This is a genomic window from Microbacterium sp. 1.5R (genome assembly GCF_001889265.1).
Lineage (GTDB): Bacteria > Actinomycetota > Actinomycetes > Actinomycetales > Microbacteriaceae > Microbacterium.
This window is the reverse complement of the sequence record NZ_CP018151.1, coordinates 1,158,871-1,172,808: the sequence shown is the minus strand read 5'-3', so window position 1 is coordinate 1,172,808 and position 13,938 is coordinate 1,158,871. Positions and strand designations below refer to the sequence as shown.

18 protein-coding genes are annotated in these 13,938 nt (G+C 67.5%); 9 read left to right on the top strand and 9 right to left on the bottom strand.

Translation table 11 applies throughout. From position 1 onward, the window contains the following. Positions 1-21 precede the first annotated feature (21 nt). Positions 22-1,500 (top strand): MDR family MFS transporter, encoded by a 1,479-nt coding sequence (locus BMW26_RS05495; RefSeq protein WP_053095548.1) that lies wholly within the window; start codon positions 22-24, stop codon positions 1,498-1,500. A 26-nt stretch (positions 1,501-1,526) separates the two neighbouring features. Here the strand turns inward: BMW26_RS05495 and BMW26_RS17740 are convergent, their stop codons facing one another. After that, complete coding sequence (locus BMW26_RS17740; RefSeq protein WP_164481686.1) at positions 1,527-1,670, bottom strand: hypothetical protein; 144 nt, start codon at positions 1,668-1,670, stop codon at positions 1,527-1,529. A 96-nt stretch (positions 1,671-1,766) separates the two neighbouring features. Here BMW26_RS17740 and BMW26_RS05490 point away from each other — a divergent pair, with 96 nt between their 5' ends. After that, positions 1,767-2,348 (top strand): 1-acyl-sn-glycerol-3-phosphate acyltransferase, encoded by a 582-nt coding sequence (locus BMW26_RS05490; RefSeq protein ID WP_072590984.1) that lies wholly within the window; start codon positions 1,767-1,769, stop codon positions 2,346-2,348. A gap of 10 nt (positions 2,349-2,358) precedes the next feature. On the opposite strand, the gene BMW26_RS05485 is transcribed toward BMW26_RS05490, so the two are convergent. Beyond that, positions 2,359-2,580 carry a hypothetical protein gene (locus BMW26_RS05485; RefSeq protein WP_053095546.1) on the bottom strand — a complete coding sequence of 74 codons (222 nt, stop codon included), beginning with the start codon at positions 2,578-2,580 and terminating at the stop codon, positions 2,359-2,361. Positions 2,581-2,649: 69 nt separating this feature from the next. Between BMW26_RS05485 and BMW26_RS05480 the strand changes: the two genes are divergently transcribed. Beyond that, on the top strand, positions 2,650-3,183 hold the full coding sequence (locus BMW26_RS05480) for a DUF6328 family protein (protein ID WP_056278016.1): 534 nt from the start codon (positions 2,650-2,652) through the stop codon (positions 3,181-3,183). 9 nt (positions 3,184-3,192) lie between these two features. On the opposite strand, the gene BMW26_RS05475 is transcribed toward BMW26_RS05480, so the two are convergent. Next, the gene (locus BMW26_RS05475; protein WP_053095544.1) at positions 3,193-3,747 is read right to left on the bottom strand and encodes a Dps family protein; all 555 of its coding nucleotides are present in this window, start codon (positions 3,745-3,747) and stop codon (positions 3,193-3,195) included. 96 nt (positions 3,748-3,843) lie between these two features. Here BMW26_RS05475 and BMW26_RS05470 point away from each other — a divergent pair, with 96 nt between their 5' ends. From BMW26_RS05470 to BMW26_RS05460, 3 genes are all read left to right on the top strand, one after another. Next, positions 3,844-4,353 carry a GNAT family N-acetyltransferase gene (locus BMW26_RS05470; protein WP_372984305.1) on the top strand — a complete coding sequence of 170 codons (510 nt, stop codon included), beginning with the start codon at positions 3,844-3,846 and terminating at the stop codon, positions 4,351-4,353. A 104-nt stretch (positions 4,354-4,457) separates the two neighbouring features. Next, entirely contained in the window at positions 4,458-4,757 is a 300-nt protein-coding gene (locus BMW26_RS05465) for a Fe-S cluster assembly protein HesB (RefSeq protein WP_053095543.1), read from the top strand. A gap of 132 nt (positions 4,758-4,889) precedes the next feature. After that, entirely contained in the window at positions 4,890-5,234 is a 345-nt protein-coding gene (locus BMW26_RS05460) for a LysR family transcriptional regulator (RefSeq protein ID WP_053099048.1), read from the top strand. Positions 5,235-5,237: 3 nt separating this feature from the next. On the opposite strand, the gene BMW26_RS05455 is transcribed toward BMW26_RS05460, so the two are convergent. From BMW26_RS05455 to BMW26_RS05440, 4 genes are read right to left on the bottom strand one after another with little or no spacing between them, the layout of a single operon-like run. After that, positions 5,238-6,902: an ABC-F family ATP-binding cassette domain-containing protein gene (locus BMW26_RS05455; RefSeq protein ID WP_056278010.1), complete on the bottom strand. Its 1,665-nt coding sequence runs from the start codon at positions 6,900-6,902 to the stop codon at positions 5,238-5,240. A 55-nt stretch (positions 6,903-6,957) separates the two neighbouring features. Further along, on the bottom strand, positions 6,958-7,206 hold the full coding sequence (locus BMW26_RS05450) for a hypothetical protein (protein WP_072590983.1): 249 nt from the start codon (positions 7,204-7,206) through the stop codon (positions 6,958-6,960). A gap of 26 nt (positions 7,207-7,232) precedes the next feature. Continuing rightward, positions 7,233-7,769, bottom strand: coding sequence for an isochorismatase family protein (locus BMW26_RS05445; protein ID WP_072590982.1), 537 nt, complete (start codon positions 7,767-7,769; stop codon positions 7,233-7,235). Between the two features lie 5 nt (positions 7,770-7,774). Further along, entirely contained in the window at positions 7,775-8,338 is a 564-nt protein-coding gene (locus tag BMW26_RS05440; RefSeq protein WP_053095540.1) for an alpha/beta fold hydrolase, read from the bottom strand. Between the two features lie 232 nt (positions 8,339-8,570). On the opposite strand from BMW26_RS05440, the gene BMW26_RS05435 reads away from it, so the two are divergent. After that, positions 8,571-9,677, top strand: a complete 1,107-nt coding sequence (locus tag BMW26_RS05435) for a N(5)-(carboxyethyl)ornithine synthase (protein ID WP_072592241.1) — start codon at positions 8,571-8,573, stop codon at positions 9,675-9,677. Positions 9,678-9,683: 6 nt separating this feature from the next. On the opposite strand, the gene BMW26_RS05430 is transcribed toward BMW26_RS05435, so the two are convergent. Then, positions 9,684-11,456 (bottom strand): GNAT family N-acetyltransferase, encoded by a 1,773-nt coding sequence (locus tag BMW26_RS05430; protein WP_072590981.1) that lies wholly within the window; start codon positions 11,454-11,456, stop codon positions 9,684-9,686. A gap of 84 nt (positions 11,457-11,540) precedes the next feature. Between BMW26_RS05430 and BMW26_RS05425 the strand changes: the two genes are divergently transcribed. Beyond that, on the top strand, positions 11,541-12,320 hold the full coding sequence (locus BMW26_RS05425) for an alpha/beta fold hydrolase (protein WP_072590980.1): 780 nt from the start codon (positions 11,541-11,543) through the stop codon (positions 12,318-12,320). Positions 12,321-12,426: 106 nt separating this feature from the next. Further along, the gene (locus BMW26_RS05420; protein WP_232224530.1) at positions 12,427-12,759 is read left to right on the top strand and encodes a hypothetical protein; all 333 of its coding nucleotides are present in this window, start codon (positions 12,427-12,429) and stop codon (positions 12,757-12,759) included. A 63-nt stretch (positions 12,760-12,822) separates the two neighbouring features. Here BMW26_RS05420 and ychF read toward each other — a convergent pair whose 3' ends face one another. Then, positions 12,823-13,896, bottom strand: coding sequence for a redox-regulated ATPase YchF (ychF, locus tag BMW26_RS05415; RefSeq protein ID WP_056277996.1), 1,074 nt, complete (start codon positions 13,894-13,896; stop codon positions 12,823-12,825). Positions 13,897-13,938 lie beyond the last annotated feature (42 nt).

The window sequence follows — 13,938 nt, the reverse complement described above, 5'->3', positions numbered from 1 at the left end:
CTTCAGTGCCTTGGAGGCCGTATGTCTGCCGTCGACACCGGGTCGATCACCACGCCCCCTCCCGCGCGCAGCGGCGAGATCGCCCGCAGCGACATGCGCGTGATTTGGCTCCTGCTCGTCGCCGCGTTCGTCGCGATCCTCAACGAGACCACGATGGGCATCGCGATCCCCCATCTGAACGTCGATCTGGGCATCCCGCCCGAGCTCGGCCAGTGGCTGACGAGCGCATTCATGCTCACCATGGCGGTCGTCATCCCGACGACCGGGTTCATCCTGCAGCGCTTCACGACCCGTCAGGTCTTCATCGCCGCGATGATCTCGTTCTCGCTCGGAACCCTGGTCGCCCTCGTGGCGCCCGGATTCGAGATCCTCCTCGCCGGCCGCGTCATCCAGGCCGCCGGCACGGGCATCATGATGCCGCTCCTCATGACCACCATCATGAACGTCGTCCCCGCCCAGTCGCGCGGACGCATGATGGGGCGCGTCGGACTCGTCATCTCGCTCGCTCCCGCGATCGGACCGACGCTCGCCGGTGCGGTCCTCGAGACGCTCCACTGGCGTGCGCTGTTCGCGATCATCCTGCCCATCGCGCTCGTTTCGCTGCTCATCGGCGTCAAGTGGATGACCAACCTGGGTGAGACCCGCGTGGTCCCCCTCGATGTCGTCTCCATCCCGCTCGCCGCTCTCGGATTCGGCGGCATCGTCTTCGGTCTCAGCCAGTTCGGCGGCGAAGGCGGATCCGGCGAGACCGCCGGTGTCGTCGCTCTCGTCGTGGGTGCCGTCGCACTCGCGCTGTTCGTGTGGCGCCAGCTGGTGCTGCAGCGGGTCGACGACGCACTGCTCGACCTGCGCGTGTTCCGCTCGGCGAACTTCACGTTCTCGGTCGTCATCATGACGATCCTCGCGCTGTCGATGTTCGGGACGCTGACCCTTCTGCCGCAGTACCTGCAGAACGTCGCCGGCCTCAACGCCCTCGAGTCCGGCCTCATCCTCCTTCCCGGTTCGGTGCTGATGGGTCTGCTCGGCCCCATCATGGGTCGGGTGTACGACGCACGCGGCACTCGCCCGCTGCTGATCCCCGGAACGATCCTCGTGTCGGCCGCGCTGTTCTACTACTCGACCGTCGGCGAGCACACCGTGTGGTGGGTCCTCATCATCGTGCAGGCGGCCATGTCGGTCGGACTCGCGATGTCGTTCACGCCGTTGTTCTCCGCGTCGCTCGGGTCGCTGCAGCGTTCGCTGTACTCACACGGCTCCGCTGTGCTGAACACCCTCCAGCAGGTCGGTGGCGCGGCGGGCGTGGCGGTGCTGACGGTGACGTACTCCGCCATCCTGCACGCCGGAGAAGCCGAAGGGCTCCCCACGGCGGTCGCCGGTGCGCCGGGTGCCCGCATGGCATTCCTCATCGCCGCGATCATCTCGCTGGCTGCGGTGGCGCTGAGCCCCTTCGTCCGCAAGCCGGCAGACGATGTCTCCGGCGGAGCGCACGGCGGGCACTGATCGTCCCGCTGCGGCGGCGTCTCCTGCTACTGCGTCTTCGGCGCAGGGAAGTGGCAGACGCCGCCGCTGCAGTACCCGGCGGCGTCGTCATCAAGCAGGTTCGGAGTTCCGGTCAGCGGCTGAAGCACGGTCGGTGCGTCCTGCTCGGCGGAGTCCTGTGTCTTGGCCATCATTCGATCGTACGCCTGTGGCGACGGCATGGCGCGGAAATGCGGCGGCGGCCGGGGGGCGGCTGATCATCGGACGTTCTGCCCTACGGTGGACGAGTGCTCAAACGACTCCTCGCCCGCTTCTTCTGGGCAGTCAGCCGCTGGACCCTCACCGCCGAGGCCACTCCTCAGAGACCCACCATCCTCATCGGTGCGCCGCACACGTCCAATTGGGACTTCGTGCTCATGCTGGCGATCGCGTGGAGACTGGGCATCGAGGTGCACTGGCTCGGCAAGAACAGCCTGTTCCGCGGGTGGCGGGGTCCGATCATGCGTCGTCTCGGCGGCATCGCCGTCGACCGCGCCGACCCGGCGCGGGTCGTCAACGACGTCGTGGAGCAGGTCCATTCCGGCGGCGTCTTCGGCCTCGTGATCACGCCCGACGGCACTCGCGGGGGCAAAGAGTACTGGAAGTCCGGCTTCTATCGGATCGCACGAGAGACCGGGATGCCGGTGACTCTCGGTTTCGTCGACCGCACCACGATGACCACCGGACTCGGCCCCACGATCGAGCTGACGGGGGACGTCGCCGCTGACATGGACAGGATCCGGGCGTTCTACGCAGACAAGGCCGGTCTCCGTCCCGAACGCCGCACCGTGCCGCGGCTGCGCGAGGAGCACGCGAACGGCGACAGCTGACAACGCCGTCTCAGGCCGAGTCCTCCTGCTCGATCTCCGACCGGGCCTCGGAACGGGCGTACTCCAGATCGTCGTCGGACAGCGTCTCGGCCATGCCGACCACAGCCCCGGTGATCGTCCTGATCTCATCCCGCGTTCGCTCGCCGAGGTGCGGCGCGGTATCTCCGAGCACCTCGACTCGCGCCTCGAGCGACAGCCCGGGCCACCACTCGCGGATCGGTGGAAGCGTCATCCCCTGCTCCTCGAGTGCATCTGCGCAAGAGTCTGGACAGACTCCGAGCGGTGCCGCAAAACTGACTGCATGGAACCCGACCACCGATCTGCACCGTCGAGCGAGCTCGACGACCGACGAGACGGACGCGACGAGACTCGGAACGAGCGCGCCGACCGCAACTGGGAGGAGCTCCTGCAGGAGCTGCGAGTGATGCAGACCGGTACGCAGATCCTCACCGGATTCCTGCTGGCCGTCGCCTTCACTCCCCGCTTCGAGGACATGGACGAGGTCCAGAGGGATCTGTACGTGGTGCTGGTGGCACTCGCCGCGCTGGCGACGATCCTGGCGCTCGCGCCGGTGGGCATGCACCGGGCGCTGTTCGGTCGCCGCCGCAAACCCGAACTCGTCCGGGTGGCCGCTCGGATCGTGAAGATCGACCTCGTGGCGATCTCCGCGCTGACGATCGGTGTGACCACCCTCATCATCGACTTCACCGTCGATCGCGCCGCCGGGCTCATCGCGCTCGTCTCCTCACTGGTCGCCGTCCTCCTCCTCTGGCTCGTCCTCCCGCGCCTGGTCCGGCGAGAGGCCGAACGTACGCGGGAGGACGAACGAGAGTGAGACGTCAGCTCAGCTGGTCGCGGGAGTGCGGTTCTCGGCACTCACCATCCACGCGAACTGCTCCAGGCTCTCGAGCACCGCGTGCAGGATGTCGGCCGACGTGGGGTCTTCCTCGTCGACGGCATCGTGCACGTCGCGGATCGTCCCGATCGTCGCCTCGAGGCGCGCGGTGATGAGGTCGATCGTGTCGGTCGTCGAGACCTCGCCCATCGGGAACGCGGGAAGAGAGGTCGATTCCGCGATCGTGTCCGTGCGTCCGTCGGGCACCGCGTGCAGTGCCCGCATCCGCTCAGCGACCGTGTCGCTGAACGTGCGCGCGGCGTCGATGATCTCGTCGAGCTGACGGTGGGTGTCCCGGAAGTTGCGTCCGACGACGTTCCAGTGTGCCTGCTTGCCCTGTAGTGAGAGCTCGATCAGGTCGACCAGCACGAGCTGCAGGTTCGCGGCGAGGGTGGGCGACGCCGTGAATCCCTTCTCGGCGTTCTGCCTTCTCGTCGTCTTCGCTCCGCGCTTGGATGCGGTGCCGGTCTTGGACGCGCTCTTGGACGTGCTCTTCTCAGCCATGAGTCCTCCTGGGGTTGGAAACTGCGAGATTAGCTCCGCTCGCGGCCCGTATCGAGGGGGTTGACAGTCCCCCCGGTCTCATCAGATCGTGGCGCAGTGACGAAATCAGAGAGAGCACAGACCGAGATCGACGACCACGCATCGGATGTGGTGATCGGCCCGACCTCGGAGTCGGATGCGGGTGAGGTGCTCACCCTGCAACGCGCGGCGTTCGTGTCGGAGGCGCAGATCTATGGCAGCGCCGATATGCCCCCGCTGACCCAGACGCTCCCCGAAGTGGAGGCCGAGCTGCGTTCCAGCAGCGGCCTCGCGGCGCGGAAGGACGGACGGCTGGTCGGGGTCATCCGGTTCGTCGAGGACGACGGCGTGCTACTGATCGGCAGGATCGCGATCGCGCCCGACATGCAGGGAGAGGGCATCGGGCGCACGCTGCTCGACGCGGCCGAACGCGCGTCGAGCGCGGATGTGGCCGAGCTCTTCACCGGCAGTCTGAGCGAGGCCAACATCCGCCTGTACGAGTCATGCGGATACGAGGAGGCCGAGCGCGTGCCGCAGGGCGACGGAACCGAGCAGGTGTTCCTGAGAAAACCTCTGCATCAGGTGTGAGACCCCTCTGAACGGGCGCGTCGGGTTGAATCGTCCCGCCGAGTGCGGAATCGTGGCCCGTCACGCCGCACCCGCGTCGTGACCGCAACCGGAAGGAGAGTCTTGTGCTCACCCTCACCGATAACGCCACCGCAATCGTGAACACCCTCGTCAGCCGTCAGACCGACGCTGACGACGCCGGGCTTCGCATCCACTCCACGCCCGCCCCTGGACCGGATGGGGGTGCGCGCCTCGCCGTCCTCGTGACGCCGGACCCGGAACCCGACGACCAGGTCGTCGAGGTGTCGGGCACCCGACTCTTCCTCGATGAGACCGCCGCAGCCGCGCTCGATGACAAGGTGCTCGACGCCGGCGTCGATGACGAGGGATCCGTGTCCTTCGCCGTGCTTCCGCAGGTCTCCTGAGGAGATCCGCCACCGGATGCCGCGGCTCATCGAGCCGCGGCATCCGTGCGTCTGGGACTGACGCGCATCCGCCTCGCGTAGGTTAGACGGAGACCCGTGATCGTCGCGGATCCAGAAGGACCGTTCCCCCGCATGAAGCTGGCATTGCTCCGTCGCTACGTCGTCCTCGCTGAGACGCTGCACTTCCCCCGAGCCGCTTCCCAGCTGGGCATTCCCCTGGCCTCCCTGTACACCTCTCTCGACAAGCTCGAGGACGAGGTCGGACACACGCTGATCAATCGCGAAGGGACGCCGCGACTCACGAACGTGGGAGAGCTGTTCCTCGCTGAAGCGCAGGCGACCGTGGCCGCCGCTCCCCCGCCCGCGCCGAAGACGGCGGGCCCGGCGGGCGGCAAGGCCAAGGCGTCCAAGGGCAAAGGTCGCGCGCCCATCGTGAAGGGTCAGCCGAAGCCCTACAAGAAGCGTCAGGGTCGCTGAGCCTCAGCGTTCGGTGACCTGGCCGCTCTCGACGGACCACCGCCGATCGGTCTGGACAGCCTCCAGCATCCGTCGGTCGTGCGTGACCAGCAGCAGAGTTCCGGTGTACGACTGGAGCGCCTGCTCGAGCTGTTCGATCGCCGGCAGGTCGAGGTGGTTGGTCGGCTCGTCGAGGACGAGCAGATTGACTCCCCGCGCCTGCAGCAGCGCCAGTGCCGCCCGCGTGCGTTCACCGGGTGACAGGGCTTCGACGGAACGCGTGACGTGGTCTGCCCTCAGACCGAACTTCGCCAGCAGAGTGCGCACCTCGGCCGACGACATCTCGGGCACGAGAGCCTCGAACGCATCGGCGAGCGCAGAATCGCCGATCAGCAGCGACCGAGCCTGGTCGATCTCGCCGATCTGCACGCTGCTCCCGAGCGCCGCGGTCCCCTCGACGGGTTGCTGTCGTCCGAGGAGCCCACGGAGCAGAGTCGACTTGCCGGCGCCGTTGGGACCGGTGATTCCGATGCGGTCGCCGACGTCCACCTGCAGAGACAGCGGCCCCAGCGTGAACGCGCCCTGCTGGAAGACCGCCCCGTTGAGTGTCGAGACCACGCTGCTCGATCGGGGCGCAGAGCCGATCGTGAACTCCAGCTGCCATTCCTTGCGCGGCTCCTCGACCTCGTCCAGTCGTGCGATCCGGCTTTCCATCTGACGCACCTTCTGCGCCTGCTTCTCACTCGACTCCGTCGACGCCTTGCGCCTGATCTTGTCGTTGTCCGGAGCCTTCTTCATCGCGTTCCGGACGCCCTGGCTCGACCATTCTCGCTGGGTGCGCGCCCGCGCGACGAGGTCCGCCTTCTTGTCGGCGAACTCGTCATACTTCTCCCGCAGGTGCCGACGCACGACGGCGCGTTCCTCGATGTAGGCGTCGTAGCCGCCCCCGTAGAGACGATTCGATCCCTGGGCGAGATCGAGTTCGAGCACGCGGGTGACGCTGCGAGCCAGGAACTCGCGGTCGTGGCTGACGAGAACGACGCCGCCGCGGAGACCGCGTACGAACGCCTCGAGGCGCTCCAACCCATCGAGGTCGAGGTCGTTGGTCGGCTCGTCGAGGAAGACGATGTCGAACCGCGACAGCAGCAGTGCGGCGAGTCCGACGCGAGCCGCCTGGCCGCCGGACAGGCCGGTCATGAGCGCGTCCTCCGCGACGCCGCTCGTGCTCGGGAGTCCGAGGTCGGCGAGCACCGCAGGGATGCGCTCCTCGAGATCGGCGGCACCGCTCGCGAGCCACCGATCGAGCGCCTGAGAATAGGTGTCGGCGGGGTCCGTGCCCGCCGGGGCGAGCGTGGGATCGCCGAGCGCCGCTGCAGCGGCATCCATCTCACTCGTCGCCGTCGCGCAGCCCGTGCGGCGCGCGATGTATCCCGCCACCGTCTCGCCGTCGACGCGCTCATGCTCCTGAGGCAGCCAGCCGACGAAAGCGTCGGTGGGCGCGAGCGAGATCGACCCGCCCATCGGCGCATCCACACCGGCGAGCAGGCGGAGCAGAGTCGATTTCCCTGCGCCGTTCGCACCTACCACGCCGATGACGTCACCGGGAGCGACAGTCAGGTCGAGGCCCTCGAAGAGGATGCGGTGGCCGTAGCCGCCTGCCAGGTTCTGGGCGACGAGGGTGGCGGTCATCAGACCAGTCTGTCAGGCTCACGGCTGGTCCACGCCCGCCCCGGCCCGGTGACCGTCAGGCCACGGCGCGGAAGAAGAGCGAGAACCAGAGGATGAAGAAGGTGACCTGAGCGAGCGTGCCGAGGATGCCGATCACCATCGCCCACCGAGCGAGGCCCCGGCCGGACTCGGTGTTCCCGGGAGCGTCCAGCTGTCGGCGCGCGAAGATCGACAGGATCACACCCGCAAGAGGGATCACGAACGCGGCGATGAAGCCCACCAGGGCGAGCAGGTTCGTCTTGGCCTGAGCGGCATACTGGGTCACGAGATCACTATAGAGCGCGACTCTCGTCAGAGCGCGACCTGATCATGCGTCGCGATCGCGAACTCCTGCCCGGGATACCGCAGTCCCGAGAAGTACATGTTCGTGTGCGCGACGATCTGCTCACCTGAGATCGGCACGCCGTCCCACTCCGTGTCGACCGTCGTGTGCGCGTCACTCACGAGGGTCACGTCATAGCCTTCCGCCGCCGCGCGCTGCATCGTGGTGCGTACGCAGAAGTCGGACTGCGCGCCGGTGATCACCAGTCGTGTCGCGCCGAGGGCGTCCAGGGTCTCGCGCAGGTTCGTGTCGGCGAAGGAGTCGCGGTAGCTCTTGCGAACCAACGGCTCTCCTTCGTCCCGCCGCAGCGGCACGGCGAGCTCCCACTCGGGTGTGCCCACTCCGACGGGGTCGTGGTGGACCCAGACCACGGGAACCCCACCGTCGCGAGCGCGCTCGACGAGGCTTGCGGCACGCGCGAGCACACTGTGCTCGTCGAAGCATCCCGGCATCACCCCGGCCTGCAGGTCGATCGCGAGGACGACAGTGCGGCCAGATGATGGCATCCGAGTCAGTCCCAGTCCAGGTATTCCTCGATGATCACGCCGGTCTCGATCGGGTGGTGCATCGGGAACAGGTGGTCGCCGGCGATCGTCTTGATGCTGGAACGGTCGGGCATCGTGGCCTGCAACGCCTCGGCAGTGGCGGCGGGGGTGTCGGTGTCTTCGGTTCCCTGCACGATCAGCACGGGGATCGCCGGTGCGACGGCGATGTCGACGTCCTCGACGCCGAGCAGCAGCAGACCGTTTGCCCGGTCGCTGTGCGCTGCCACGAGGGCGCGTGCGATCGTCCCGCCGAAGCCATGACCGCCGACCCAGGTGTCCTCGATTCCGACGTGATCGATCACGTCGATGACGTCGTCGACGCGCTCGTCGAGCGAGGCATCGGATGCCGCGCGGTGGCCGATCCGCAGCACATGGAAACCCGCCTCTTCGGCGAGATAGTGCGCGGCGACGCCCAGCACGTCGGCGGCGAGTCCCTGCTCCTGGATCAGAACCAGCTTGACCGGACCGTCTCCCTCATCCACGAAGGGGATCGCGCGGCCCTCTGGCTCGAAGATCTGGGTATCGGTCATGGGCGCGCGGCTCCTCGTTCGGATGTCAGGGATCGCTTTCCAGCGTAGTCGAGCCCGTCGGCGGAGATCGGCCCCGCCCCACCTCAGGCGCGCAGGGGCGTAGAGTCAGGCCAGGAGCTGACTCTGGTTCCCCGAAGATGGGAACCCGTTGTCAGACACGACACGCTCGTCCGTCCATACCCAGACCTCCGGCCCGGAGCTTCTGACCCTCGGCCTGCTGGCGAACTCCTCGATGGAGAACGAACGGCGCCTCCCGATCCATCCCCGCCATCTCGACCGCATCGACGCGGATGTGCGCGCTCGCATGATCGTCGAGCACGGGTACGGCGCCGACTTCCAGCTGGAGCCCGGCTATGTGGAGTCCCGCGTCGGCCGGGTCGCCGCGCGGTCTGACGTGCTCGCCTCCGCTGACGTGCTGCTGCTGCCCAAGCCGCAGCTCGCGGATGTCGCCGAGATCAGCGCTGGCGGCATTCTGTGGGGCTGGCCGCACTGCGTGCAGGACGTCGCTCTCACGCAGACCGCGATCGACAGCCGCCTCACGCTGATCGCCTTCGAGGCCATGAACCACTGGACCCCGCAGGGAGACATGAGCCTGCACGTCTTCCACAAGAACAACGAGCTGGCCGGCTACTGCTCGGTCATCCATGCGATGAGCCTCGTCGGCTCGACCGGGGACTACGGCCCGCGCCTGCGCGCAGTCGTCATCGGCTTCGGGGCGACGGCACGCGGCGCGGTGACGGCATTGAATGCTCACGGGGTGCACGACATCGAAGTCCTCACTCAGCGCGGGGCGGCCGCCGTGGGCTCCCCCATCCACAATTCGCACCTCACTCAGCTGAACACCGACGACGGACCCACGCACCTCAGCGAGGTCGAGACGGAGGACGGCTCCGTGCTGCTCCCCGACTTCCTGGCGACGTACGACATCGTCGTGAACTGCACCCTGCAGGATGTCGCGGCGCCGTTGACGTATCTGCGCACCGAGGACCTGTCCCGTTTCGCCTCGAGCAGCCTGATCATCGATGTGTCGTGCGACGAGGGCATGGGCTTCGAGTGGGCGACCCCGACGACCTTCGACGAGCCGATGTTCACGGTGGGTCAGGGCGTGAACTACTACGCCGTCGACCACAGCCCGTCGTATCTCTGGAACTCGGCCACGTGGGACATCAGCGAAGCTCTCCTGCCTTTCCTCCGCACTGTTCTCGAAGGCCCCGACGCGTGGGCCGAGAGCTCGACGCTCACACGCGCGATCGAGATCCGCGACGGAATGATCCAGAACCCGAGCATCCTGAGCTTCCAGGGACGATCGACGGATTACCCGTACGCCCTGGCGGTGTGACGCGCGCTAGATGTTCCGTTTGAGCCCGACGTGGGCCGTCTGGTAGCCGAGCCGGGTGTAGAACGCGCGGGTGCGATCCCGAGCCTCGTCTGTGGTGATCTGTGACAGCGTCGCCCCCCGCGCACGACCGAACTCGTGCGCCCACTCCAGCATCGCCGCGCCCAGGCCCCGTGATCGCTCCGCCGTCGCGACACGCAGTCCCTCGATCTGCAGTCGGGTCGACCCGCCGCGAGAGAGCCCCGGGATGACGGTCAACTGCATGGTGGCGACGATGCGGTCGGCGCTGTCCCGGACGACCCCCAGGTAGTTGGATGCGTCGCGGATGACGGCGCGGAAGCCCGCCTCGTATCGGTCGAGTTCGACACGCTCACGGTCTGCACCGAATCGATCGTCCGACAGCAGCGCTGCGATCGCCTCGATGTCATCCCGAGTCGCCCGCTCGACACGGAAGGTTCGGCCCGCCACCTGCAGTCGTCCCCGCACCGAGGACCGCGCGTCGGCCTGCATCCTGGCTACGAGTAGGTCGAGCCATCCGCCGACATTGGTGCGAGCCTCTGCGGTGTCGGGATAGCGGCATCTCAGGTGCAGACCGGACTCGTCCAGGATGAACCACAGCATGACGCCGTCGGTGTCGGTTGCCGCGCTGACGTACTGGGCGTCGAGCCCCACGGAGTCGATCCGCACGGGCAGCCTGCGCAGATCCAGCCACGAGATCGCGAACATCCCTGGAGCCACCGGCATCCCACCCCACGGTGCGAGCACATCTGCGAGCGGCCACGCACCGAGTTGCACTGCTTCCTTGACGGCCGCTGCCGCAGCGTGCGGTTCGGCGAGCTCCGATTCGAGGACGGAATTCGTGATGAACCAGCCGACCGAGTCATGCCAGTCGTCCTCGAAGCGACTGTGCACGGGGAACACGGCTCGCAGCGCAGTACCCGCGACTTCGCGCGTCACCGCAGTCATCGCGACCACCGCAGATGCGAGCGTGGAGACGCCATCGTCACGGGCCTGCGCGGCGAATGCCGCGGCGTCGTCGACATCGAACACATCGCGCACTTCCACGCGCTCGCGATGCGGCTCGGGTGCGCCGAGCGACAGGGGGAACTGCGGCATCACACCGCCGCTGTCCGCGATGATCGCTTCCCATCGCCGCCGCACGTGGTCCGGTGCAGGGTCCTTGTCCAGCAGCGCCTGCGTGTGTTCGACGAATGCCGGCGCCGACCTCGGCGTCGACATCGGTTTCGCGCCCGTCTTGCCCGCGTCCAGCGCGGACAGCAGATCGCGCACGATCACGAGCATCGACCACATGTCGACGTGCGCGTGGTCCGCCGCGATCACGACCGTGAGCCCCGCAGCGGTCTCCAGCACGCACAGCCGATGGGACGGACGTCCGTACGGGGAGCACTCCGCGTCGAGGATATCGCGCAGCGCGTCATTGACCGCCTGACCAGGGCCCACCTGATGCTCGACCCAGCTTCCGGGGCTGATCTCGATCTCGTGAAGCGTCGGATCGCCGTCCGCACCACGTGCGAAGGCCGATCGCAGCGTGCCATGTCGAGCGACGACAGCCAGCCACGCATCCGCGATCGATTCACGATCGGTCTGCGCGGGCAACCGGAACGACAGAGCCATCCAGGAGCCGGGTCGGTCACCCGCCCCGACATGCAGTCGCTGGTCGAACGACACGGGCAGGGGTCGTCCGAGCGCGGACGCGCTGACGTCGTACCCCCAGAGCCGTCCGAAGGGGAGGCGGAGGTGCGTGACGTTGGTCAGTCGCATGGGTAGCACCATATCGTCCGGATAACCTGATCACTCAACACGACTGTCCGAGCAGACTCGCTCAGTCATCGATCGAGGAGCCTGATGCCCACCTTCGAGGTACCCGGAGCCGAGCTGGCTGTCGCCCTGAGCGATGAAGGCGGGCACCCCGTCGTCCAGCTGCATGGCCTCACGTCGAGTCGGGCCCGCGACCGGGTGCTCAATCTCGACCTCGGTCGCGGACTGAGCGGAACTCGACTCCTGCGGTACGACGCACGCGGCCATGGCCGTTCGACCGGGCGGAAGGTTGCCGACGACTATCGCTGGCCGAACCTGGCGGATGATCTTCTGCGGTTGCTCGATCATTGGTTCCCCGGCGAGCGCGTCCACGGGGTCGGCCCCTCGATGGGTGCCGCGACCCTTCTGCACGCTGCGTCGCTCGAGCCGGACCGCTTCACGGGACTCACACTCATGGTGCCGCCCACCGGGTGGAAGACCAGACCCGCTCAAGCGGACATCTACCGAGCCGCGGCTGCGCTGATCGAAGCCGATGGTGTGGAGGCGTACCTCGCCGGCACGCGCGGATCGACGCCACCCCCGGCCACCGTCTCGGCACCGGAGACATGGCCCGACGTCGCCGATGCCCTTCTGCCGTCGTTGCTTCGCGGTGCAGCGCTCAGCGACTTGCCCGCCCCTGAGGCGGTCGCAGGGATCGATGTGCCGACGACGATATTGGCCTGGGTGGACGACCCCGGCCACCCGCTGTCGACCGCAGAATCCCTTGCCGAGCTGCTCCCGCACGCGACCCTGGCGGTCGCCCGCACTCCTGAAGATGTCGAAGCCTGGCCCGAGCTCTTGAGTCAGGATGTCGAGCGTCGCAGCTAGACCGGCTGTGCGCGCCGAGTTCGCTCGCGACTCCGCGGCATGGCGATCATCGCCCGTCGCTGTCACGCTCGTATCCGCACCGACCGCGCAGTGATATCTTCATGCGGTGAGGCCAGAATTCGGGGATACCGCAGACGCGACTTTCGCCGTCACCCTCGTGGTGGACATGCCGATCACCAAGCTCCATGCGCTGGACGTCATCGCTTTCGCGGCGGACAGCGCCATCCGAGACGCCCGCACCGCGTCCCCTCGGGTACCGCTGTCGCCCGACGCCTGGGCAGAGGTGCAGATCCCACGCTTCGCCGATCCGCCGCCGATCGCCATCGACGTCTGCTCTGACGCAAGCGTCGAAGTCGCGAGCGCTGCCGCCGACCGCCTCACGGAGGCACTGACGCAGGTCGGCTGGACCGTGCGTGCTCGACGTAGCGACGACATCTGATTCGCACCCCGCGGCTTCGCACGCGCCGGTGCCGATCTCCTCAGCACTCGGGCAGAACGTCGCTCAGTTGTTGAAACGGAACTCCACGACGTCGCCGTCCTGCATGACGTAGTCCTTGCCCTCGAGGCGGGCCTTGCCCTTGGAGCGGGCTTCGACGACGGACCCGGTCTCGACGAGGTCGTCGAACGAGACGATCTCAGCCTTGATGAAGCCCTTCTCGAAGTCGGTGTGGATGACTCCGGCGGCCTGCGGCGCCTTGGATCCCTTGGGGATCGTCCACGCGCGCGCCTCTTTCGGGCCAGCCGTGAGGTAGGTCTGCAGTCCGAGAGTGTCGAAGCCGATGCGGGCGAGCTGGTCGAGACCGGACTCGTCCTGCCCGGTCGACGCGAGCAGCTCTGCGGCATCCTCGGGGTCGAGGTCGATCAGCTCGGACTCGATCTTGGCGTCGAGGAAGATGGCCTTCGCCGGGGCGACCAGCGCGGCGAGCTCCGCCTTGCGGGCGTCGTCGGTGAGCACGCCCTCGTCGACGTTGAAGACGAAGATGACCGGCTTGGCGGTGAGGAGTCCGAGCTCGCGGATCGGCGTCAGATCGATGCCCGCGACGGACAGCAGCACACCACGCTCGAGCGCATCCTTCGCCGCGTTGGCGGTCTCGAGGACGACGGGCTCGATCTTCTTACCGCGCACCTCCTTCTCGTACCGCGTGATCGCCTTGTCGACGGTCTCGAGGTCGGCCAGCATGAGCTCGGCGTTGATGGTCTCCATGTCGGATGCCGGATTGACCGCACCGTCCACGTGCACGACATCGTCATCCGCGAACCCGCGCACGACCTGGGCGATGGCATCCGCCTCGCGGATGTTCGCGAGGAACTTGTTGCCGAGTCCCTCTCCCTCGCTCGCGCCGCGCACGATGCCGGCGATGTCGACGAACGACACCGCGGCGGGCAGGATGCGCTCGCTGCCGAAGATCTCGGCGAGCTTGTCGAGACGAGGATCGGGCAGGTTCACCACCCCGACGTTCGGCTCGATCGTCGCGAACGGATAGTTCGCCGCGAGCACGTCGTTCTTGGTCAGAGCGTTGAAGAGGGTGGACTTGCCGACATTGGGCAGGCCGACGATTCCGATAGTGAGAGCCACGGGGGTCGAGTCTACCGGTCGCAGATGCGCAGCCCCTGCGGG